This is a genomic window from Rhodococcus sp. WB9, assembly GCF_007558985.1.
GTDB classification, from domain to species: domain Bacteria; phylum Actinomycetota; class Actinomycetes; order Mycobacteriales; family Mycobacteriaceae; genus Rhodococcus_F; species Rhodococcus_F opacus.
Map to the genome: position 1 here is coordinate 6,179,621 of NZ_CP041769.1, position 22,948 is coordinate 6,202,568.

The window sequence follows — 22,948 nt, forward strand, 5'->3', positions numbered from 1 at the left end:
CTGTCTCCACGCGGTCGTATTACCCGCGAGTAGCCTCATCCGTCACACCTTTGCCGCCGCGACCAGGCACGACACCGCCTGCAAGAATGGCGCCATGACGGATCCCTTCCTCTGGCTCGAAGATGTCACCGCGGAACGGTCACTCGACTGGGTGCGCGAGCGCAACGCCCGCACGCTCGCCGAGTACACCGAGAACGCCGAGTTCTCCGCGCTCGAGAGCCGGATCCTGGACGTGCTCGACACGGACGACCGGATCCCGTACGCCGGCATGCGCGGCGAGTACCTGTACAACTTCTGGCGCGACGGCGACCACAAACGCGGCATCTGGCGGCGCACCACGCTCGAGCAGTACCGCACGGAGAACCCCGAGTGGGACGTCCTGCTCGACGTCGACGCCCTCGCCGAACAGGAGGGCGAGAACTGGGTGTGGGCCGGGGCCAGCGTGCTGCGACCCGAGCAGTCACGCGCCCTGCTGTCGTTCTCGCGTGGTGGCGCCGACGCGTCCGTGGTGCGCGAATTCGACATCGAGAAGCGCGAATTCGTCGGCGGTGACCACGCATTCGACGTCCCCGAGGCGAAGACCAGCATCAGCTGGATCGACACGGACACCGTGTATGTCGGGACCGATTTCGGCGAAGGCTCGATGACCGACTCCGGCTACCCGAGAATCGCGAAACGCTGGCATCGCGGCACCCCGCTCACCGAGGCGGTCACCGTCTTCGAGGGTGAGACCACCGACGTGTCCGTCGGCGCCTCGTACGACGACACCCCCGGATACGAGCGGCACTTCGTCGGCCGGTCCATGGACTTCTACAATTCCGAGCGCTACCAGCTGCTCCCGGACGGGTCGAAGGTCCGGATCGACACCCCCGACGACGCGGGCTCGTCCGTGTACCGCGACTGGTTGACCATCCGTCCGCGCACCGACTGGGACGTGGACGGCACCGTTTACCCGGCCGGGTCGCTGCTCGCCGCGAACTACGCCGACTTCCTCGCCGGGTCACGCGAGCTGACGCCACTGTTCACCCCGGACGAGCACACGTCCCTCGAGCAGGGAACGTGGACCCGGAACCACCTTCTCCTCGTGCGACTGTCGGATGTGCAGACCAAGCTGTCGGTGCTCACCCCGAACGACACCGGGTGGGAGGAGAAGCCCCTCGACGGCGTACCGGAACTCACGGCGAGCGGAATCATCAGCACCGATCCCCGCACCAGCGACAGCTTCTTCGTCAACTCCAGCGGATTCACGACGCCGGCGACGCTGCTGTACGGCACGGTCGGCGGACCACTCGAACCCGTCAAGCAGGCGCCGTCGTTCTTCGACGCGGACGGCATGTCCGTGGCGCAGCACTTCGCGGTGTCCGACGACGGAACCGAGATCCCCTACTTCGTGGTGCGCCGCGACGACGTCACCGGCCCCTGCCCCACCATGCTGTACGGATACGGCGGCTTCGAGAACTCGATGGTCCCGGGGTACAGCGGTTCGGTCGGGTTCGCGTGGCTCGAACGCGGCGGCGCGTACGTGGTGGCGAACATCCGCGGCGGCGGCGAGTACGGCCCGTCGTGGCACACCCAAGCGGTGCGGGAGGGTCGCCACAAGGCGTTCGAGGACTTCGCCGCGGTCGCTCGCGACCTGGTGGCCCGCGGCATCACGACGCCGAAGCAGCTCGGGATCCAGGGCGGCAGCAACGGCGGACTCCTCATGGGCGTCATGCTCACCCGCTACCCGGAACTGTTCGGGGCGATCGTGTGCCAGGTTCCGCTCCTCGACATGAAGCGGTACCACCTGCTGCTCGCCGGGGCGTCGTGGATGGCCGAGTACGGCGATCCGGACAACCCGGACGACTGGAAGTTCATCAGCGAGTACTCGCCGTATCAGAACACCGACGCGACCGCGGACTACCCGCCGATCCTCGTCACCACGTCCACCCGCGACGACCGCGTCCACCCCGGCCACGCCCGCAAGATGACGGCACTGCTCGAGGAGCAGGGCCACGAGGTCTGGTACTACGAGAACATCGAGGGCGGGCACGGCGGGGCCGCGGACAACGCGCAGGCCGCCTTCAAATCGGCGCTCACGTTCACGTTCCTGTGGGAGATGCTCACCCGCCCGTGAGTACTTATTAACCGCCCGCGGTTGATAAGTACTCACGGGTCAGGTGTGGTCGTGGATCCACTCGACGATCCGGTCGACGGTGCCGGCTGGGTCGCGGATCCACCCGTTGTGGCCCAGCGGCTGCGGCTGGTGCCACAGCGTGACATCGGCGTTCGGGAGCTTCGCGAGGAGGTTCTTCGCCGAGGATTCCGGCGCCAGATCGTCTCCTTCGACGGTCACGGCCAGCACCGGCAGTTTCAGCCGGGCGATGCGTTCCTCGTAGTCGATGTCGGCGCCGTCGGGTTCGATCCTGCCGGTGCGGGCGAATCGCGACCAATCGGTGATCAGCGCCTTCGACTGCCGCCCGAACCCTCCGATGTCGAGTTTGTCGCCGGGCCAGAACCCCGCCAGGTTGGCCGTCATCGACATCGCCGCGGCGCCGACCAGCATCCGCGGGGCATGGATGCCGGGGAACCCCCGGTGATACGGCGACCCGGACGCGACGAGCACGATCCCGCCGAGCCGGCCGCGGATCCGGGCCGCGTACATCACGCCGAGCTGACCCCCCATGCTGTGTCCGAGGAGGAAGGGCGTGGCGGCGGGAAATCGCTCCCGCACCACTTCGAAGATTGCGGGAAAGTCGAGGGCCACCAGTTCGTGGTAGCCGTACGTGCTGGCGCTGCTCGGGCGGGGACGACTGTCGCCTTGGCCGCGGAGCTCGCCGATTGCCGCGTTGAACCCCCGGGACACGAGTTCCTCGGCGAAGAGTTCGTAGTAGCCGGCGGGAATTCCCAGGCCGGGAAACACGACGATGACGGGGGCCTCGTCCGGGCCGGGAAACAGGCGAACCGGAGTGGTGGTTCCGTCGGGCATCTGGATCGGTACTGTCTCCACTTCGTCAGACTAGACGGCTCGACCCCCGCAGATCCGGGATCTGCGGGGGTCGAGTCTCATCCGAGACCGGTGATTACAGGCCGATCGACGCAGCGAGCATCGGCCACGACTTGTGCAGGTCTTCCTGCCAGTACGACCACGAATGCGTGCCGACGGGCCGGAAGTCGAACGTTGCGGGAATCTGCAGTTCGTTCAGTTTGTCCGCGAGCGCGTGGGTGCACTGGTTGGTGGCCGCCTCGATGGCGCCGCCGAGGAGGATCTGGTTGGCGAGCGTTCCGACGTCGCCGTTGATCCCCGGCCCGTTCAGCTGGTCGCCGGGCCCGGGCAGTCCGGATCCGTTGCTGACGTAGATGTCGAGTCCGCGCAGCTTCTCCGCGTTGATGTACGGGTCGTTGGCCGTCCAGCCGGGGCCGTCTTCCGGTCCCCACATGTTGGAGGTGTCGCCGCCGCCGCGGCCCTCGACGACCAGCCGCACGTACGTACGGCCGGGGTCCGTGCTGGTCATCGCACAACCGCTGTAGGCGCCGACGCTCTCGTACAGGCCGGGAGCCGACTGCGCCAGGCTGAGCACCGAACTACCCGCCATCGAGATACCGGCGATCGAGTTGACGCCGTTGGTGCCGAGCGCGGAGTCCACGATGGGCGGAAGTTCCTGCGTGAGGAACGTCGTCCATTTGTTGTTGCCCAGTTCCGGGTCGGACTGCTCCCAGTCCGTGTAGTAACTGAACGCGCCCTCCATGGGCGTGACGACGTTGACGTTCTTGTCTGCGAAGAAATCGACGACATCGGTCCTGGCCTGCCACGTGGCGGAGTCCTCGCCGCCGCCCGCCCCGTTGAGCAGGTACAGCGTGGGCCTCGGTGCGCTCGTGTCCGCGGGAGTGATGACCCGCAGCGGAATCTCCCGGTCCATGGAGGCCGAGTACACCTGCAGGGTCAACTGCCGGTCGTCGATCTCGTCGGTGCTCACCAGGTGGGAGCCACCGGCCGCGACACTGGTGTCTCCGGTCGGATCGGCGGAAGCGGACGCCTGGACTCCGAGGCACGGAATCGCCGCCGTCAGGGCGACCGCGAGCGCAAGCCGCACCCCGTACCTACCCGCTGCAGTGCGGTTGACCATCGTTCTCCTTCGCTGCGACGTCACCTGCCCGACTCCGAAGAGGCGAGAGCTGGAGCCCACATGATGTCATGTGGACTCCAGCTCTCGTCGAGAAGTGGGGTCGAAACGGGGGTTTCCCTATTCCGCGACGGACCCGATGAAGTCGATCAGTGTGGTGAGCGCTTCGAGCAGAGTCAGAAAGCTGTCGGACATAGTATTACTCCTTTTCGACGCAGTGGATTTCGAACTTCCCCCCGCGATCAGGGGCTCCGTCATTTGTACCCGAGTTTTCTCTTCGAATAAGCACAAAGTGGTAAACATTTGCGATCGTTGACTTAACGACGAACTCACGAATGAGTACTGGCTACTTCTCAATTATCGCCTGAACATGCGCATCTAGCAGGGCATATAGCGTCACCACGACCTCCGGATCCACGTTCTCGTAATCGAAGAGCGACAGAACATACCTGATTGCATTGTTTCCGGACTTTTTCTTGTCATTGCCCTTGAATCACCCGCCCGAGAATGAGCGTCGGCGAATTCGAACGTCTCTTCTTTTGCCGCGGTGAGCGCATCCGATTTGTCTCTCATTCAAAATTAATCGGCAAAATTTTCTATCGTTACACCGAATCGCCGTGAAGTGTGGGATATCGAGTTCATCGGCGCGGCGCAGACACGAGAACGATCGACCCCGAGGCACGAACATCGAGCGGTATGGAGCGGGCACTCAGGGTGAAAGACCAGGGTCGGGATCGGGGGACATCCCGATGTGCCGGCAGGTCTCGCCCAACAGAATGGGAGCATGACATTCGAGAGCAACAATCCCCGCCAGTTCACCCGTTCCGACAACCAGAAGATGCTCGCAGGCGTCTGCGGCGGCATCGCCGAATACTTCTCGGTGGACGTCAACCTCGTCCGGCTGCTCACCGTGGTCGCCACGCTGGTCACCGGCGGCACCGCGGCCCTCGTCTACCTCGCCGCCTGGATGCTGATGCCGGCCGGACACTGACCTGGGCGACACCGAAAAGCACTGTGGCCGTATAACGAATCCACGGCCACTGCCGACAGGAGATCTGCCGACGCGCACACGGGAAGGGCGGGTCACCGACACGAAAGAGCCCGGGACACCAGATGGTGTCCCGGGCTCTTCGAGCACTTCGTGCCCGTGAGTGGTAGGCGAGTCCGAGGACTCCTCAACCACTCACAGGAGGCGTAGCCGCCTTTAGAAGTCCATACCGCCCATGCCGCCGGTCGGGTCGCCCACGGGCGCTCCGGCCTTCTCCGGCTTGTCGGCGACGACGGCCTCGGTGGTCAGGAACAGAGCCGCGATGGACGCTGCGTTCTGCAGCGCGGAGCGGGTGACCTTGACCGGGTCGTTGATGCCGGCTTCGAGCAGGTCACCGTACTCGTTGGTCGAGGCGTTGAGGCCGTGACCTGCGGGCAGGTTGCGAACCTTCTCGGCAACGACGCCGGGCTCGAGGCCCGCGTTGAAGGCGATCTGCTTCAGCGGTGCTTCGAGGGCGACGCGAACGATGTTCGCACCGGTGGCCTCGTCACCTTCGAGCTTCAGGTCGTCGAGGGCGGGAGCCGACTGCAGCAGAGCCACGCCACCACCGGCGACGATGCCCTCTTCGACGGCAGCCTTGGCGTTACGCACGGCATCTTCGATGCGGTGCTTGCGCTCCTTGAGCTCCACCTCGGTGGCAGCGCCGGCCTTGATGACTGCAACGCCACCGGCCAGCTTGGCCAGGCGCTCCTGCAGCTTCTCGCGGTCGTAGTCGGAGTCGCTGTTCTCGATCTCGGCGCGGATCTGCGCCACGCGACCGGCGATGGCCTCGGGGTCTCCCGCGCCTTCGACGATGGTGGTCTCGTCCTTGGTGATGACGACCTTGCGTGCCTGGCCGAGCAGCTCGAGTCCGGCGGTCTCCAGGGAGAGGCCGACCTCTTCGCTGATGACCTCGCCACCGGTGAGGATGGCGATGTCGGCGAGCTGAGCCTTGCGACGGTCACCGAAGCCGGGAGCCTTGACGGCCACGGACTTGAAGGTGCCACGGATCTTGTTGACCACCAGGGTGGACAGGGCTTCGCCCTCGACGTCCTCGGCGATGATGACCAACGGCTTGCCGGACTGGATGACCTTCTCCAGCAGCGGCAGCAGGTCCTTGACCGTGGAGATCTTGGAGCTCACGAGCAGGATGTACGCGTCCTCGAGGACGGCTTCCTGACGCTCCGGGTCGGTGGCGAAGTACGCCGAGATGTAGCCCTTGTCGAAGCGCATGCCCTCGGTGAGCTCGAGCTGCAGGCCGAAGGTGTTGGACTCCTCGACCGTGATGACGCCTTCCTTGCCGACCTTGTCCATGGCCTCGGCGATGAGCTCGCCGATGGACGGGTCGCCTGCGGAGATACCAGCGGTAGCAGCGATCTGCTCCTTGGTGTCGATCTCCTTGGCGGTCTCGAGCAGACGCACGGTGACGGCCTCGACGGCCTTCTCGATGCCGCGCTTCAGACCCAGCGGGTTGGCGCCGGCAGCGACGTTGCGGAGACCCTCACGGACGAGAGCCTGGGCGAGAACGGTAGCGGTGGTGGTTCCGTCGCCGGCGACGTCGTCAGTCTTCTTGGCGACCTCCTTGACCAGCTCGGCACCGATCTTCTCGTAGGGGTCCTCGAGCTCGATCTCCTTGGCGATGGAAACACCATCGTTGGTGATCGTGGGGGCGCCCCACTTCTTCTCGAGCACGACGTTGCGACCCTTGGGGCCCAACGTCACCTTGACTGCGTCGGCGAGGGCGTTGAGTCCCCGCTCGAGGCCGCGACGGGCCTCTTCGTCGAACGCGATGATCTTGGCCATTGCGAAGTGATCCTCCGGATTGGGGGTGACACACAAGGCGACCGCTAGTCGGGTCGCCTCATTTACGCCTTCGGCCGAGTTCGGTGCCCGCGACGGACGACCAGGGGTGTCTTTGGTTCCCGGTCTCACCGTCCCGACCTGGCACTCACGCGTCGTGAGTGCCAAGTGCATTTTTAGCACTCGGACAGGGTGAGTGCAAGGTCGGGACGGAACCGGTGCGCCGGGCGATCAGCGCATCGCGCAGACCTGACCGGTGTTCACGTTGAACGCGAGGGACAGGGCACCGACGCAGTCGACGCCATTCGCGTCGGCAGTCGCACCCGAACCCCACCCGGCGATCGCGACGGTGGTGGTGCCGTCGGCCGCACCGGAACGGGCGATGCCGCCGCCGAGCGCGAGCGCGTACGCCTGCCCCGAGCCGGTCGACGCACCGAGCGACGTTCCGTATCCGTTGGCGTACGTGGTGGCGCCGCTGTGTCCGTTGGCGACGCTCACCGCGGTGCCGCTGTCCGCGGCCATCGCGTGGGCGACGCCGGCGTCGGTCGCCTTGGCGCCGCAGCTCGCGGTGTCCGACACCTGGACGTCGTTCGCCGACGGCGGGGAGACGCAGTTGACGGGGGCGGCACCGGCGACGCCTGCGCCGGCCACCGAGATTCCTGCCGCGACGCCCAGACCCACAGCCATCGCCGCTCCCACACGTGCCAGCCGTCGGCCGAACAGAGACGAGATACGAGTACGAGATGCCGAGGCGGTCGAGGTGACGGGTGTGGAGACAGCGAGCATGGAAGCTCCTTCTGGGAACGTCGAATTGGAGGATTCGCCGCGAGAGTACCCCCTCGCGGGCGGTTAGTCCCGGACCGCGGTCAGGCGAGTTCGTCGAGGAGCTTCGGCAGCTGCGCGACCGAGTCGACGACGTGGTCCGGACGCTGCGGGGCGAGGTCCAGAATCGACTGGCGGAACTTGCCCGTCCGCACCAGCACGCCGATCAGTCCCACCCGCTGCGCGGCCAGGACGTCACCCGTCAGATCGTCACCGACCATCACCGTCACATCCGGTTCCGTGCCCATCAGATCGGTGGCGGTGAGGAACGCCGCGAGCGACGGTTTGCCCACCGAGACGACGTTCGTTCCCGCGACCTCCTCCATACCGGGGAGGTAGGTGCCCGTGTCGATGCGCAGCCCGTCGTGGGTGGCCCAGGTGGTGCCCCGGTGCATCGCGACGACGGGGACGCCGTCGAGCATCAGCTCCACCACGCGGCTGAGTGCGTCGTGGGTGAATTCCGGCCCGGCCCCACCGAGGATCACCACCTCGGGGTCGTCGTCGTCCAGTTCGATCCCGGACAGATCGGCCGTGATGTCGCCGCTGTTGAGGACCCAGGCCCGCGCCCCGGGGTAGGTCGACCGGACGTACTCCGCGGTGAGCCGGGCCGCCGTGACGATCTCGCCGGCGTCGGCCTCGATGCCCGCCGACCGCAGGGCGTCGGCGATTTCGTCGCACGTCCGGGACGTCGTGTTGGTGAGGTAGGCGCACGCGAGTCCGCGCTCGCGCACCTCCCGCACCGCGGCGGCGGCACCGTCGATCGGATGCCACGAAGTAACCAGCACCCCGTCGATATCGAGCAGGACACCCTCGACCCCAGCCATGACAGGAGCCTATCCGCGCGGCTCGGACGGTGTCACTGCCGAGCCCGGCTCGGACGGTGTCACTGCCGAGCCCGGCTCGGACGGTGTCACTGCCGAGCCCGGCAGACGAGGACGGGACAGGGTGCGTGGTGCACCAGATTCTGGCTGACGGATCCGAGCAGGGCACCCAGCACCTTGCCGCGGCCGTGGCTTCCGACCACCAGCAGTTGCGCCCGCGTCGCGTGCCGCAGCAGGACGTCGGCGGACACCCCCTGCGTTGTCACCGCGTTCACCGGCACGTCCGGGTACTCGTCCCGGATGCCGGCGAGGCATTCGGACACGATGGCCTTCTCCCCTTCCTCGTAGGCGGTCCAGTCCACGTACTTCGACGCATGGGCGAGCCCGTGCTGCTTCTCGCCGCTCCACGCGTGCACCACGTCCAGACCGACGCCGAACGCGGACGCGAGTGCGAACGCCTCCTCGACGGCCTTCTCGCTGACCTGGCTGCCGTCCACGCCGACGACGATCGGGCGCGTGTCCGGTGCCGCCGTAGCGGGCTCTCCCCGGACGACCGCGACGGGGCTGTGCGCGTGATTGACCGTGCGGAGCACGGTGGACCCGAGGAGGTAGTCGGTGACCGCGCCCGCACCCTGCGCACCGAGCGCCACGATCCGCGCCGCCCTCGACAACTCGATCAGGTGGGACGCCGCCGCGCCCGATCGGACGTCGCGCTCGACGGCGAGTCCGGGATGGTCCTGCAAGACGGCTGCGGTGGTGGCGTCGAGCATCGAGTTGCCGTCCTCGCGCAGTTCCTGGATGAACTGGGCGTCGATCATCATCGCGGTGCCGTTGTAGAACGTGGCCTCGTCCGGGTACGTGTGGGCGAGCAGGAGTGGGGCGTCGAGCCGGACCGCCGTGCCCGCGGCCCAGCGCGCCGCGTCGAGCGCGGCGCGGGAACCATCGACACCGACGACCACGGGCGCCCCTGCATGTTCGCTCATATCTCTCTCCCTCTACGGCTCGAGAACTGCTGCACCGCTGAACTTTCCGCCGGCCAGGTCACGCAGGGCCCGGTCGGCGCGGTCGAGTGGGTACGGGTGGGTGTCGATACTCAGCCGGTGTTTCGCTGCGATGCGCAGGAATTCGACGGAATCCGAACGGGTATTGGCGGTGACGCTGCGGATCTGCCGTTCCCGGAACAGATGCCTCTGATACTCGAGCGCGGGAATGTCGGAGAGGTGGATCCCCGCGACGGCGAGGGTGCCGCCGTCGGCGAGCGCCTCCATCGTGACGGGCACCAGATCGCCCACCGGGGCGAACAGAATCGCGGAGTCGAGGGGTTCCGGCGGCACGTCGCGCACTCCCTGCACGGACGCCGCCCCGAGTCGCTGCGCCAGCGCACGGGCCTCCGCCCCACGCGTCATGACGTGCACCCGGGCGCCGCGGATCGACGCGACCTGGGCGGTGAGGTGCGCGCTGCCGCCGAACCCGTAGAGGCCCAGTACACCGCCGTCGGGGACCGCGGCACGTTCGAGTGCGCGGTAGCCGATGATCCCGGCGCACAGCAGTGGTGCGAGTTCGGTATCCGTGTAGCCGTCCGGCAGGTGCAGCGCGTAGTCGGCCGGGACCGTCGCGAATTCGGCGTATCCGCCGTCCGCATCCCAACCCGTGTATTGCGACTGCCTGCACAGGTTCTCCGAACCGCGCAGGCAGGCCGCGCAGTGTCCGCAGGTGTGACGCAGCCAGGCGATACCCACCCGGTCGCCGACAGCGAAGGTCCCCGACACCGAATCACCCAGTGCGGCAACCTCCCCCACCACCTCGTGGCCGGGAATCACCCGGGACCGGTGCACGGGCAGGTCCCCTTCGGTCACGTGCAGGTCGGTGCGGCACACTCCGCACGCCAGCACCTTCACGAGAAGTTCGCCCGGTCCCGGCTCGGGAACGGCCTCACGTCCGAGTTCCAGGGGGTGGCCCGCGACGGGGCCGGGCGCGACCACGCGCCACGCGGCCATCGTTCCGGGTCCGCCCTGCGCCGCCGCCATACCCCCACAATGCCCGTGCGGGGTGGCCACCGCCAGGACCCGGAGGCTCGTGTCTCGAGGACACGGTGTCGCAGCGAAGACCGGGCCGGACCGTCCCCGGCAACTAGGCTCCCAGACATGGACCTGCGCGGTGAAGACCTGTTCACGGTTGCGGGGTCGCTGGCCGAGCTGATCGGCGCGCCGATCACGATCGAGGACGAGAACTCGACGGTTCTGGCCTATTCGAGCGGCGAGCAGGCCGTGGACCAAGCCCGCATCGAGACCATCCTGGGACGGCAGGTGCCCGGGAAGTACCGGCAGCTCCTCGCGGACGCCGGTGTCTTCGAACGCCTGCATCGCGACACCGACGTCTTCTACGTGGACATGCGGATGCCGAACATGACTCCCCGCGCGGTGATCGCGGTGCGGGACGCGGGACGCTCGGTCGGGTCCATCTGGGCGGCGATGACGTCCGCCCCCACCCCGGAACAGGAATCGATCCTGCGGTCCGCGGTCCCCGTCGTCGCCGAACACATCGCGGCGGAGCGGGAACGGGTGGACGTGACGCGCCGGATGCAGGTGGATCGGGTGCGCGCACTGATCAACGGGGGCGAGCCCGCCTTCCGCGCCGCCGACGACCTCCGGCTGGAGGGAAGGCTGACCGTCGCCGCGGCCGCCCCGGTCGCGATCGGGCGCCCACTGCCGTCCGGCCTGCTCGCCTCCCTCGGCCTGTACCTCGACACGTTGGCGGTCGATTCGGTCGCCGCCCAGCTCGACGACGTCATCTATGTGGTCATCGCCGCATCGGAGAAGGACGTCCGGCGTCTCGCCGAGAATTTCCTCGGTCGCGCCCGCAGCGGGGCCGCGTTCGTGGTCGCCGTCGGACGCGAAGTGACGACGGCGAGCCAGGCTCACCTGTCGCGGGGGGACGCCGACCGGGTCCTCACCGTCCTGCAGCACGCCCGGTCAGGCGGTGTCGTCGGTTCGATGCGGGACAGTCTCGCGTCGGTGCTGGCGTTACGCGTCGCGGACATCTTCGACGGACTGGGCGAGCTCACCCCGCTCGCAGCGCTGACCCGGCACGACGAGCAGCACGGGACCGATCTCGTGGCCACGGCCCGTGCCTTCCTGGCCCATGGCGGCGATGTCGCCGATGCGGCGGCCGCACTGCACGTGCACCCCAACACCCTGAGGAACCGGCTGCGACGCTGCGTCGATTCGTGCGATGTGGACCTGACCGACGCGGACACCCGGCTCATCCTGATGTTGCATCTGAAGCTGACGGGACTGCGGGATATGTGACCCCTGGCCGATTGCACAGGGGTCACTGTCCGGGACTGGCCGAACGGCTACTCCCCCGGCGCCGTCGCCGACCGATGATGGAGTCATGAGCACAGTGCAGCGCCCTGACCATGTCGCGATCGTCGGAGCAGGCGTCGTCGGATTGTCCACGGCGTGGTTCCTTCAGGAGCGTGGCGTGCGCGTCACGGTCGTCGACCGGGACGGTGTCGCGTCGGACGCGTCCTGGGGCAATGCGGGTTGGCTCGCACCGGCATTGACGTTGCCACTGCCCGAGCCCGCGGTGTTGAAGTACGGGCTGCGCGCGATGCTGAATCCGTCGTCGCCGGTCTACGTTCCGTTCACGACCGATCTGCGCCTGGTGCGTTTCCTCGTCGGCTTCGTACGGCACTGCACGCCCTCCCGGTGGGCGGACGCGATGACGGTATTCGCCGAGGTCAACCGGATCTCCCTGGGCGCCTACGACGAACTCGCGGACGGCGGCGTGCGGGAGCACACCCATCTCGCCGACCCGTTCCTCACCGCATTCAAGTCGGACGAGGACCGCGAAGCGCTCGTCGACGAATTCCGTCACGTCGAAGCCGCCGGCGGGGAGGTCGAGTACGACCGCGTCGACAGGGACGAGATCCACTCTCTCGAGCCGAGTCTCGGTAACGGTGTGCACTCCGGTCTGAGGCTGCGCAACCAGCGCTTCATCGACCCGCCGCGCTTCGTGCACTCACTCGCCGACGCCGTCCGGGCCCGTGGCGGCGAGATCAGGTCCGGCTTCGACGTGACGGCTGTGCAGGATCGGGGACAGTCAGGGGTCCGGCTGGTCTCGGCCACCGGCGACGCGGTAGCCGCCGATGCCGTCGTCATCGCCAGCGGCGCACGCCTCAATGCACTCGCCCGCCCGTTCGGTGTCCGCGCCCTCGTGCAGGCCGGCCGCGGCTACAGCTTCAGCGTCCAGCCCCAGCAGATGCCGAAGAACCCGATCTACTTCCCCACCCAGCGAGTGGCGTGCACGCCCTTGCAGGACCGTTTCCGCGTCGCCGGAATGATGGAATTCCGTAGTCCCGACGCACCGCTCGACCCGCGCCGGGTCCAGGCCATCATCGAGGCCGCGACGCCCATGTTCACCGGCATCGACTGGGAATCGCGTCGGGAGGAGTGGGTCGGGTCCCGGCCCTGCACCACCGACGGACTTCCGCTCGTCGGCGCCACCCGCTCCCCCCGCGTGCACGTGGCGGGCGGTCACGGAATGTGGGGCATCGCGCTGGGGCCGCTCACCGGACGCATGCTGGCCGACTCCATGACCGGCGGTGAGGTTCCCGGCGTCATGCGGCATTTCGACCCGCTGCGCTGAGCGCGGCTCAGGAACGGGCTGCCCAGAATCTGCGCACTTCGACGACCAGTTCGCGCGACCGCTCGTCGGGGAAGAACAACTTGCCACCCTGGATCTCCACGACTTCCCGCGCTCCCGGGATGAGGTCGCGCAGCCAGTAGGCCCACTTCGTCCGGAAGAACACGTCCCCGGTGCCCCACACGACGAGTGTGGGCACCTCGAGTGCCGCGAGGTCCGACTCGACCGCGAGCAGGTCGCGTGGATGGAGGGACGCGATCCAGCGCTGGAAAAGTAGTGCTCGGTCGTGGGTGCCGAGCAGCGGCTCGACGTACGACGCCACGACTTCCTCCGGCAGTGATCGCACGTTCTGATACCCACTGCCGTACAACAACTTGCGAGCCCTCGACACGTTCCTCGCCAGCGGTCGCGCAATCCGGGCGAGCAGTCCCGCCCGGGCGAGCAGCACGGCGGGAAGGAACGCCTTCGGCGGCACGTTGTCATGGGTTTCGCAGTTCGTCAACGTCAGCGACGACAACCTGTCGGGGTGCCGGGCCGCGAAGATCTGCGCGACCGCCCCACCGGTGTCGTTGGCGACGACGTCGACCTTCGACAGCCCCAGCGCGTCGCACGTGGCCGCGACCACGTCGGCGAGTGCGCCGAGGGTGAAGTCCTGATCGGGCGCAGCGGGGGTGTGACCGTGCAGCGGGAGGTCGAGGGCGACGCACCGCCGTTCTTCCTCGAGTTGACGGATCACGTTGCGCCAGAGGTAGCCGGAGGTCCCGACACCGTGAATGAAGAAGGCCACCGGGCCGGTGCCGGAATCGAGGCAGCTCACCGGACCACGGTCCGTGTCGACGGCCTTCCTTCGTGTGTCGAACTCCGCGAGAGTCATGAGGACCATCTCCTGCATTCCACGGTAGTTCGCAAAGCTCGAGGCATCAACGGGCCGCGGGGCACGCCGCTCAGTCCAGCTTTCCCACCACCGTCTCCGCGCTCGCGACCAGCGCGCCGGAGGCGGCGAGGGTGACCGCGGCCTCGATTTCCGGCGCGAGGTGACGGTCGGTTCCCGGTCCGGGAACGTGCTCGCGGATCGTGTCCCGCACCGCACCCGTCGCGGGCGCCGGCGCCAGCGGGGCACGCAGGTCCAGCGCACGAGCGGCCGTCAACGCCTCGATCGCCAGGACCCGGGTCAGTCCGTCGACCGCCCGGCGCAGCTTCCGGGCGGCGGACCACCCCATCGACACGTGGTCCTCCTGCATCGCCGACGACGGAATCGAGTCCACACTCGCCGGCGCCGCCAGCCGCTTCAGCTCCGAGACGATCGCCGCCTGGGTGTACTGGGCGATCATGTGGCCGCTGTCCACCCCCGGATCGTCGGCCAGAAACGGGGGCAGCCCGTGATTGCGGGCGACGTCGAGGAAGCGGTCGGTACGGCGCTCGCTCATGCTCGCCACGTCCGCGACGACGATGGCCAGGAAGTCCAGCACGTATCCGACCGGCGCCCCGTGGAAATTGCCGTTCGACTCCACCCGCCCGTCCAGCGTGACCACCGGATTGTCGATTGCGCTCGCCAGTTCCCACGACGCCACCCGCTCGGCGTGCGCGAGTGTGTCCCGCGCCGCCCCGGCGACCTGCGGCGCGCACCGCAACGAGTAGGCGTCCTGGACCACGGTGCAGCTGGGATTGGCGTGGCTCTGCACGATCTCCGAGCCGGCGAGCAACCGGACCATGTTCGCGGCGGCGCGGGCCTGTCCGGGATGCGGCCGGAGCACCTGTAGATCGGGAGCGAACACCTTGTCGGTGCCGAGCAGCCCCTCCACACTCATCGCCGCTGTGACGTCGGCCAGACGCAGCAGCCCGTGCAGGTCCTCGCACGCCAGCAGCAGCATGCCGAGCATGCCGTCGGTGCCGTTGATGAGGGCCAGCCCCTCCTTCTCCTCGAGGACTACCGGTGCGATACCGGCAGCGGACAGCGCCTTCGCAGCCGGCATCGATTCGCCGTCCGCATCCCGCACCGTGCCCTCACCGATCACCGCGAGCGCTACATGGGCCAGCGGCGCCAGATCGCCGGAGCACCCGAGGCTGCCGTATTCGTGGACCACCGGAGTGATCCCCGCCGACAGGAGCGACGCGTAGACCTGCGCGACTTCCGGCCGCGCGCCGGTCCTGCCGGTGGCCAGGGTCGACAACCGCAGCAGCATGAGGGCACGCACGACCTCACGTTCCACCTCGGGGCCGTTTCCGGCGGCATGCGAGCGCACCAGACTGCGCTGCAGCTGCGTCCGCAGCGCAGAGGGTATGTGCCGGGTGGCGAGGGCCCCGAAACCCGTCGAGATCCCATACACGGGCTTCGGATCCTCGGCCAGCGCCTCGATGCGCTTCCGGGTTTCCGCCATGGCCGACATCGCGTCCCGCGAGATCCGCACCGGCGCGCCGAGACGTGCCACCCGGATCACTTCTTCGGCGGAGACCGCTTCGGTTCCGACAACGACAGACTCTTCGGCTCCCACAACCCCAGTCTCCCCCGGGGTCGGGCGGAGAGTGACGGGATTGCGGGAGCGACGACGGCGTCTACAACCGGCCGCGGAGAGCTTCCTCGATTTCGCGTGGCGTCATCAGACGTTCGAGTTTTTCACTCGGCCACGAGGACGGACGTCCTTGCAATCGGGCTGATTCGAGTAGAGGGAGAGGGCTGCGGTCCCACCGCAGGATCGAATGAACATTCACTACCGATCACTTCCGAACACCGACTCGACAACTTTCCATTCTGCGCCATTGCACCGGCGACATTTCGTCGCGCTCTTGACTCATCGCCCATCGTGCCCCTTTGGTTACACGATCTCGATGAGGCGCGCGGAAGTGCTGGAAAACTGCAGTCGGGACGAGAATTCAGTGACCTACCGCACACCTCTCTGGCACGAGCGCCTATCATGACGCCAAAGTAATTGTTACCTTACGTACCACCTTCCCTGACTGGAGACAACCGATGGCAAACACCCTCGAAGCAAGCATCGACATCGACGCGCCCCCGCAAGACGTGTGGGCCGTCGTGTCGGATCTGACGCGAATGGGCGAATGGAGCCCCCAGTGCCGCACGATGCGCGTCCTCGGTGGCGTCGTCGAAGAGGGCACCAAAACCGTCAACATCAACCGCAAGGGCTTCCTCGTGTGGCCGACCACGTCGAAGGTCGTGAAGTTCCAGCCGAACAAGACCATCGCGTTCCGGATCCTCGAGAACCGCACCATCTGGTCGTACGAACTCGAGCCGACGGCAGGCGGAACCAAGGTCACCGAGCGCCGCGAAGCCCCGACCGGAACGTCGAAGGTGTCGCAGTTCCTGGTCAAGACCGTCCTCGGCGGCAACGAGGACTTCGAGGTCGACCTCGTCAAGGGCATGAACACCACCCTCGCCCGCATCAAGTCGGCGGCCGAACGCACGTAGTCCGGTTGACCCTCGACCTGGTCGAGGCCTCAGCGTGGTCCGCGTGGACACACCGGACGCCGTCATGGCGAGGATCGCGCAGGGACAGGAACTGGCAGTAGCGGGTGACCGGGAGGGCGCCCGACGCATCTTCGAGGAGGTGTGGGACGCCCTCGCCGGTCTCGGCGACGCCACACCGGACCCGTTGCACGTCGTCACGCTGGCCCACTACCTGGCGGACGTCCAGACCGACCCCGCCGAGGAGCTGCGCTGGGATCTGCGGGCCCTCGCCGCCGCCGACTCGCTGACCGACGACCGAGCTCGGCAGCACCACTCCTCGCTCCGGGTCGCGGGGTTCTACCCGTCGCTGCACCTCAACGTGGCGGCCGCTCATCACGCACTCGGCCAGTCGTCCGAGGCACGCCACCATCTCGATCGGGCCGCGCAGAGCTGCGAACACCTCCCCGAAAACGGATATGGTCGGACGATCCGCGGGGCCGTCGAGCGACTCCGCGCAGAACTCGACGCCGACGCTGTCGGACCGCAGGGGCAGAGTGAGCACCGTGCTCAGCATCGGTGAACTCGCCCGGTCGTCCGGTCTGTCGGTCAGCGCGCTGAGGTTCTACGACAAGGCAGGCGTTCTCACCCCGCACGTGGTGGACCCGCGCACGGGCTACCGCTGGTACGCCGACAAGCACGTGGACGCAGCGGTCCTCGTCGCCGCGATGCGCCGGGTGGGGATGCCCGTGAAGGAGATGGCGGTCGTGCTGAGCGGCACGGACGCCCACGGACTTCTCGACCGGCATCTCGGCCGGCTCGAGAAGGGGCTGGACGACGCCCGGCACGAACTGACGAGAATTCACCGCCTGCTCGACGCGCGAGCGGCGCGGGAGTGCACGATCGTCCTCCGCACCACCGACCTCCTCACCGCGTTCGGCTCGGTGCGGTTCGCCGCCGACGCCGACTCGCAGTTCCCGGTGTTACGCGGCTGCCTTCTGGAAACCGACCACAACGTGCTGAGGCTCGTCACCACCGACCGCTACCGGCTGGCGGTCGGCACGGTGGCCGTCCTCGAACCGCCGGACGAACCGATCTCCGCCGTCGTCCCGTGCACGTTCGTGGACGACGCGGCCGGACTGCTGGGCCGCCACGACACGGTGACCGTCGTCGTCGGCGCCGACGGCGTCACCCTCCGCTGCGGCGCCGAGCAGCTCACCACCCGCCTCGTCGACGGCGCGTTCCCCGACCATCGCAGTCTGTCGCCCCTCGACCGCGGAATCGAACACACCTTCTCCTCGGCGGACTTGCGCGCACTCCTGGCGGACGCCGGCGACCGGGTGGATCTCGGTGTTCTCGAGTCGGGCGAGATCGTCGTCGGCAGCCCGGCGACGGAGCAGCCCGCGCGCTTCCATGTGCAGGTGAACGCCGGTTTTCTCCTCGAAGCCGTCGATGCGCTGCCGGGTGAGCAGTTAACGTTCCAGGTGGGTGGACCCATCACACCGCTCGCCATCCGGCCACGATCCGTTCACACATCGGACCCCGCGAGTGCGTACTCTCTCCTGATGCCGTTGCAGCCGGTAGCGCTCACGTAATCTGTGAGTGCGGCGCGATGGCGCGCAGGCAGCACGTCCGTCCGACACAGTTAGAGGAGCCCGTGGCACGCAAGCCCACACCCCCCGGAACCCCGCAAGCCACGAGCGTCGGGCATATCGTCGACCTCGTCCGCGGAGCAGTTCCGCCCCTACATCCGGCCGGGCTGCCCTTCGTCCTCGCGCCACTCGGTGTGGCCGTCCTCGGTCGCAAGCGCAAGTGGGTCCGGCGCGGAGCGCTGACCTCCGCCGCGGCCTGCGCCGCGTTCTTCCGGCATCCGCACCGCGTACCGCCGAACCGTGTCGGCGTCGTGGTCGCGCCCGCCGACGGCGAGGTCGCGCTCGTCGACTCCGCGGTCCCGCCGTCCGAACTCGACATGGGCACCGAGCCGCTCCCCCGGGTCAGCATCTTCCTGTCCGTGCTCGATGTGCACGTCCAGCGCAGTCCTGTCGGCGGTGAGGTCACGAAGGTCGTCCACCGGCCGGGCCAGTTCCTCTCCGCCGACCTCGCCGACGCCAGCGAGGTCAACGAACGCAACAGCATGCTGCTGCACACCCCGGAGGGCCACGATGTCGCCGTCGTGCAGATCGCCGGTCTGCTCGCCCGCCGAATCGTCTGCGACGCCAAGGTCGGCGATACCCTCCCGATCGGTGACACGTACGGCCTGATCCGGTTCGGCTCCCGCGTCGACACGTACTTCCCGGTGGGCACCACGCTGCTCGCCGAGCGAGGGCAACGGACGATCGGTGCCGAGACCGTCATCGCTCAACTGCCGTGATCGCCAACGCGAAGCGACAGCGGAGGGGTCGACCCCAGCAGGCGGTCCGGCTCCTGCCGAGCGTGGTCACGATCCTCGCGCTGTGCGCGGGGCTGTCCGCCGTCAAGTTCGCGCTCGACGGCGACCTCGGAACGGCGTTGGCCATGATCGGTGCGGCCGCGGTCCTCGACTCGCTCGACGGCCGGATCGCACGGATGCTCGACGCCACCAGCAAGATGGGCGCGGAGCTGGATTCGCTTGCCGATTCCATCTCGTTCGGCGTCGCACCGGCCCTCGTCCTCTACGTCACGCTGCTGGACGGCCAGAGTTTCGGCTGGATCATCGCCCTGATCTACGCGGTGAGCATCGTGCTGCGGCTGGCCCGGTTCAACACGCTCCTCGACGAGGACGACATGCCGGGCTACGCCAACGAGTACTTCACGGGGGTCCCGGCGCCCGCGGGTGCGCTGGTCGCGCTGACCCCGCTGGCTGCCGCGGCGCAGTGGGGCGACGGCTGGTGGTCGTCGTATCCCGTCGTCGTGGCGTGGACCGTGATCTCCGCGGCGCTGATCGTCAGCCGGATCCCCACGCTGGCGCTGAAGACGGTGTCGGTGCCGCCGCACATGGCCGCCGGTCTGCTCGTCCTCGTGGCGCTCGCGGCGGCGGCTCTGGTCACCTACCCGTACATCCTGCTGATCGCGCTCGTCGCGGTGTACCTCGGGCACATTCCGTTCGCGGTCCATTCGAAGCGGTGGGTGGCCGCGCGGCCCGAGACGTGGGACATCAAGCCCTCCGAGCGGCGGGCCATCCGGCGTCAGCCGGACGCCCGCGGCAGGCGATCCGCCGCACGGCTCGGACTGCGCCGGCCGGCCCGATAGTTCGCTCCCGCACGTAGGCTCGACGACGTGACCTCACCGGAACTCGCGCTCACAGTCCGACTGAACACCTCGGCCGCCGACACCCGGCGCGGTGTGGTCCGGCTGCATCCGGAAGCATTGGCCGCGCTCGGCCTCCGCGAGTGGGACGCTATCGCCCTCGTCGGCGCGCGCCGCACCGCCGCGGTGGCAGGTCGCGCGCCGTCCGGAACCCCCACCGGGACTGCACTCCTCGATGACGTGACCCTGTCCAACGCCGGGCTGACCGAGAACAGCACGGTCGTCGTGACACCGGTGACGGTGTACGGCGGGAAGACGGTGACGGTCAGCGGCTCGAACCTGGCCGTCAACTCCGTCTCCGACGTCACGCTGCGTCACGCCCTGCTCGGCAAGGTCCTCACCGTCGGCGACACGGTGTCGCTGCTCCCCCGCGATCTGGGCCCCGGAACCAGCACCGCCCCCGCGACGCAGGCACTGTCCCGGACGTTCGGGGTCGCGTGGACATCCGAGTTGCTCACCGTCACCGGGGTCGACCCGGCCGGTGGTCCGGTGAGCGTGCAGCCCAACACCGCGGTCGGATGGGGCGAGGGTGTGCGCGCGACGGTGTCCGCGGCTCCGTCCCGGTTGCCCGCGCCGCCTGTCCGGCCCGCCGAGGAAGTTCCCCCGGTCCCGGTCGAGGACCTGGTCGGCTCCCACACCCAGGCAGCCAAACTCACCGAATGGCTCGGACTGGCGCTCGACGAACCCGAACTGCTCCGCAAACTCGGGGCCTCACCGCATCTGGGCGTCCTGGTGACCGGGCCCGCAGGCGTCGGGAAGGCGACGCTCGCCCGAGCGGTGCTCGCCTCCCGCCGAGTCGTCGAACTCGACGGGCCGAGTGCCGGCGCGCTGGAAGCCGACTCACGGTTGCAGCGGGTCACCGCGGCGGTCGACGCGATCCGCAGCGGCGGCGTCCTGCTGATCACCGACATCGATGCCCTGCTGCCCGCCACGCCGGAGCCGGTGTCGGCGCTGATCGTCGAACAGCTCCGCCGCGCGGTCGACACCGTCGGGGTCGCGTTCGTAGCGACGTCGGCGCACCCGGAGTCGGTCGACGCCAGGTTGCGCGGACAGGACCTGTGCGACCGCGAACTCACCCTGACCCTGCCCGACGGCTCCACCCGCCGGGCGCTGCTGGAACTGCTTCTGCGGAAGGTCCCCACCGACGGCATCGCCCTCGACGCGATCGCGGCCCGCACACCGGGATTCGTCGTCGCCGACCTCGCCGCGCTGTGCCGGGAAGCGGCCCTGCGTGCCGCCTCACGCGCGGCCAGGAAACCCGTCGACCCGGCGCTCACCCAGGACGACCTGCTCGGCGCGCTCGACGTGATCCGCCCGCTGTCGCGGTCGGGCAGCGAGGAACTAGCGATCGGCAGTGTCACCCTCGACGACGTCGGGGACATGGTGGAGACCAAGCAGGCGCTGACCGAGGCGGTGCTGTGGCCGTTGCAGCACCCGGATTCGTTCGCCCGGCTGGGGGTCGATCCCCCGCGCGGAGTACTGCTGTACGGCCCGCCCGGTTGCGGCAAGACCTATCTCGTTCGGGCGCTGGCAAGTTCGGGACATCTGAGCGTGCACGCCGTCAAGGGCGCCGAACTGATGGACAAGTGGGTGGGTGCGTCCGAGAAGGCGGTCCGCGAACTGTTCCAGCGGGCGCGGGATTCGGCCCCGTCGCTGATCTTCCTCGACGAGGTGGACGCCCTCGCGCCGCGCCGCGGTCAGAGTTCCGACTCGGGGGTGTCCGATCGGGTGGTGGCGTCACTGCTCACCGAACTCGACGGCGTCGAACCGCTGCGCGACGTGGTGGTCGTCGGCGCCACCAACCGGCCCGACCTCATCGACCCGGCGTTGCTGCGGCCCGGCCGCCTGGAGCGGTTGGTGTTCGTGCCGCCGCCGGACGGTGCTGCCCGCCGCGCGATTTTGCGGACGTCCGGGAAGTCGGTGCCGCTCGCCGCAAACGTCGACCTCGACGCCCTGGCGGACGACCTCGACGGCTACTCGGCCGCCGACTGCTCGGCGCTGCTGCGGGAAGCCGCGCTGGCCGCCATGCGCCGGAACATCGACGCAGCCGACGTCTCCGCCGCCGACGTGGCGGAGGCACGCGAAAAGGTGCGCCCCTCACTCGATCCCGAGCAAGTGGCGCACCTCGAGTCCTATGCGCTGACGCGCCCGTGAGTACTTGTTAACCGCCCGCGGTTAACAAGTACTCACGGGTCAGGACCAGCGGCCGAGCAGCGTGGCCGCGTGTGCGGCGAGGGCGGCCTGGAAGAACGGGCCGAAGCTCACCCGCGCGACGCCGAGCGGCCCGAAGCTCGCCGGATCGTCCTGATCGGGCAGACCGATGGCGTTGACGGGCAGCGGCAGCTCCGACGTGAGCCGCTTCTGGGTGGCGTCGTCGTGACGGCCCACGGGGTACAGCACGTCGGCGCCGGCCTCTGCGGCGAGCTTCAGCCGAGCGATCGCGCGGTCGACACGGTCGGACTCGTCGCCCACCTGCTTGACGAACAGGTCGGTGCGCGCGTTCACGACCACGTGGACCCCGGCAGCGTCGGCCGCCTGCCGCAACCCTCCGACGAAGTCGGCGTGCTCCTGCGGTTCGCGGAGACGCCCGCCCTCGCTGTGGACCGTGTCCTCGATGTTCAGGCCGACGGCTCCCGCACCGATCAGACCTTCGATCAGACGGGCGGGCTCGAGCCCGTATCCCGATTCGATGTCGACCGACAGCGGCAGATCCACCGCTGCGGTGATCTGCGAGATGCGGTGCAGCAGCTCGTCGAACGTGATCCCCTCGTTGTCGGGCTTGCCGATCGAGTCGGATACCGGGTGGCTTCCGACTGTCAGCGCCTGAAAGCCAGCGGACACAGCCAGATTCGCGGACCAGGCATCCCACACGGTGGGCAGGATGACGGGGTTGCCGGGCTGGTGCAGTCCCAGCAGGGTGGTGGCCTTCTCGTTGATCGACGTCATAGGTGGGCTCCTCGCCTCGGTGGTATTCGATCGGAGTCGTTCTCGGGCACGCCTTCGGTGCCAACGCCGGGTTCGCCATTTCCATTCCTACCCGCTC

Annotated in this window: 20 protein-coding genes; 10 read left to right on the forward strand and 10 right to left on the reverse strand. The window is 68.4% G+C overall.

Annotated features, from left to right (window positions below):
* Positions 1-94 precede the first annotated feature (94 nt).
* Positions 95-2,116: a prolyl oligopeptidase family protein gene (locus FND50_RS28900; protein ID WP_144287958.1), complete on the forward strand. Its 2,022-nt coding sequence runs from the start codon at positions 95-97 to the stop codon at positions 2,114-2,116.
* Positions 2,117-2,155: 39 nt separating this feature from the next.
* Here FND50_RS28900 and FND50_RS28905 read toward each other — a convergent pair whose 3' ends face one another.
* Positions 2,156-2,989: an alpha/beta fold hydrolase gene (locus FND50_RS28905; RefSeq protein ID WP_260850752.1), complete on the reverse strand. Its 834-nt coding sequence runs from the start codon at positions 2,987-2,989 to the stop codon at positions 2,156-2,158.
* Positions 2,990-3,062: 73 nt separating this feature from the next.
* The gene (locus FND50_RS28910; protein ID WP_144287959.1) at positions 3,063-4,106 is read right to left on the reverse strand and encodes an alpha/beta hydrolase family protein; all 1,044 of its coding nucleotides are present in this window, start codon (positions 4,104-4,106) and stop codon (positions 3,063-3,065) included.
* Between the two features lie 781 nt (positions 4,107-4,887).
* Here FND50_RS28910 and FND50_RS28915 point away from each other — a divergent pair.
* Positions 4,888-5,094: a PspC domain-containing protein gene (locus FND50_RS28915; RefSeq protein ID WP_144287960.1), complete on the forward strand. Its 207-nt coding sequence runs from the start codon at positions 4,888-4,890 to the stop codon at positions 5,092-5,094.
* A gap of 213 nt (positions 5,095-5,307) precedes the next feature.
* Here the strand turns inward: FND50_RS28915 and groL are convergent, their stop codons facing one another.
* From groL to FND50_RS28940, 5 genes are all read right to left on the reverse strand, one after another.
* Positions 5,308-6,933, reverse strand: coding sequence for a chaperonin GroEL (gene groL, locus FND50_RS28920; protein ID WP_005263938.1), 1,626 nt, complete (start codon positions 6,931-6,933; stop codon positions 5,308-5,310).
* Positions 6,934-7,161: 228 nt separating this feature from the next.
* Positions 7,162-7,716: a DUF6764 family protein gene (locus FND50_RS28925; RefSeq protein WP_005560942.1), complete on the reverse strand. Its 555-nt coding sequence runs from the start codon at positions 7,714-7,716 to the stop codon at positions 7,162-7,164.
* Positions 7,717-7,796: 80 nt separating this feature from the next.
* Positions 7,797-8,576, reverse strand: coding sequence for an HAD-IIA family hydrolase (locus FND50_RS28930; RefSeq protein ID WP_005560941.1), 780 nt, complete (start codon positions 8,574-8,576; stop codon positions 7,797-7,799).
* 86 nt (positions 8,577-8,662) lie between these two features.
* Entirely contained in the window at positions 8,663-9,556 is an 894-nt protein-coding gene (locus tag FND50_RS28935) for a universal stress protein (protein WP_005560939.1), read from the reverse strand.
* 12 nt (positions 9,557-9,568) lie between these two features.
* Positions 9,569-10,570, reverse strand: coding sequence for a zinc-binding alcohol dehydrogenase family protein (locus FND50_RS28940; RefSeq protein ID WP_186301354.1), 1,002 nt, complete (start codon positions 10,568-10,570; stop codon positions 9,569-9,571).
* Between the two features lie 147 nt (positions 10,571-10,717).
* Between FND50_RS28940 and FND50_RS28945 the strand changes: the two genes are divergently transcribed.
* Both FND50_RS28945 and FND50_RS28950 read left to right on the forward strand, forming a co-directional pair.
* Positions 10,718-11,881, forward strand: coding sequence for a helix-turn-helix domain-containing protein (locus tag FND50_RS28945; protein ID WP_144287962.1), 1,164 nt, complete (start codon positions 10,718-10,720; stop codon positions 11,879-11,881).
* Positions 11,882-11,966: 85 nt separating this feature from the next.
* Entirely contained in the window at positions 11,967-13,223 is a 1,257-nt protein-coding gene (locus tag FND50_RS28950) for an FAD-binding oxidoreductase (protein WP_144287963.1), read from the forward strand.
* Positions 13,224-13,230: 7 nt separating this feature from the next.
* Here the strand turns inward: FND50_RS28950 and FND50_RS28955 are convergent, their stop codons facing one another.
* Both FND50_RS28955 and hutH read right to left on the reverse strand, forming a co-directional pair.
* Positions 13,231-14,094 carry an alpha/beta fold hydrolase gene (locus tag FND50_RS28955; RefSeq protein ID WP_144287964.1) on the reverse strand — a complete coding sequence of 288 codons (864 nt, stop codon included), beginning with the start codon at positions 14,092-14,094 and terminating at the stop codon, positions 13,231-13,233.
* A 70-nt stretch (positions 14,095-14,164) separates the two neighbouring features.
* A complete protein-coding gene (hutH, locus tag FND50_RS28960) occupies positions 14,165-15,712 on the reverse strand; it encodes a histidine ammonia-lyase (protein WP_144287965.1) in 1,548 nt (515 codons plus the stop codon).
* A 476-nt stretch (positions 15,713-16,188) separates the two neighbouring features.
* On the opposite strand from hutH, the gene FND50_RS28965 reads away from it, so the two are divergent.
* The 6 genes from FND50_RS28965 (at position 16,189) to FND50_RS28990 (ending at position 22,059) form a co-directional block, all read left to right on the forward strand.
* On the forward strand, positions 16,189-16,644 hold the full coding sequence (locus FND50_RS28965) for an SRPBCC family protein (protein ID WP_144287966.1): 456 nt from the start codon (positions 16,189-16,191) through the stop codon (positions 16,642-16,644).
* A gap of 34 nt (positions 16,645-16,678) precedes the next feature.
* Entirely contained in the window at positions 16,679-17,203 is a 525-nt protein-coding gene (locus FND50_RS28970) for a hypothetical protein (protein WP_144287967.1), read from the forward strand.
* Entirely contained in the window at positions 17,178-18,215 is a 1,038-nt protein-coding gene (locus FND50_RS28975; RefSeq protein WP_186301169.1) for a MerR family transcriptional regulator, read from the forward strand. Before FND50_RS28970 ends, FND50_RS28975 begins: the two co-directional genes overlap by 26 nt.
* A gap of 62 nt (positions 18,216-18,277) precedes the next feature.
* The gene (locus FND50_RS28980; protein WP_144287968.1) at positions 18,278-18,991 is read left to right on the forward strand and encodes a phosphatidylserine decarboxylase; all 714 of its coding nucleotides are present in this window, start codon (positions 18,278-18,280) and stop codon (positions 18,989-18,991) included.
* Complete coding sequence (pssA, locus tag FND50_RS28985) at positions 18,988-19,848, forward strand: CDP-diacylglycerol--serine O-phosphatidyltransferase (RefSeq protein ID WP_007301325.1); 861 nt, start codon at positions 18,988-18,990, stop codon at positions 19,846-19,848. Before FND50_RS28980 ends, pssA begins: the two co-directional genes overlap by 4 nt.
* A gap of 27 nt (positions 19,849-19,875) precedes the next feature.
* Positions 19,876-22,059 carry an AAA family ATPase gene (locus FND50_RS28990; protein ID WP_144287969.1) on the forward strand — a complete coding sequence of 728 codons (2,184 nt, stop codon included), beginning with the start codon at positions 19,876-19,878 and terminating at the stop codon, positions 22,057-22,059.
* Positions 22,060-22,098: 39 nt separating this feature from the next.
* On the opposite strand, the gene FND50_RS28995 is transcribed toward FND50_RS28990, so the two are convergent.
* Positions 22,099-22,851, reverse strand: coding sequence for an isocitrate lyase/phosphoenolpyruvate mutase family protein (locus FND50_RS28995; RefSeq protein WP_005264377.1), 753 nt, complete (start codon positions 22,849-22,851; stop codon positions 22,099-22,101).
* Positions 22,852-22,948: the final 97 nt, after the last annotated feature.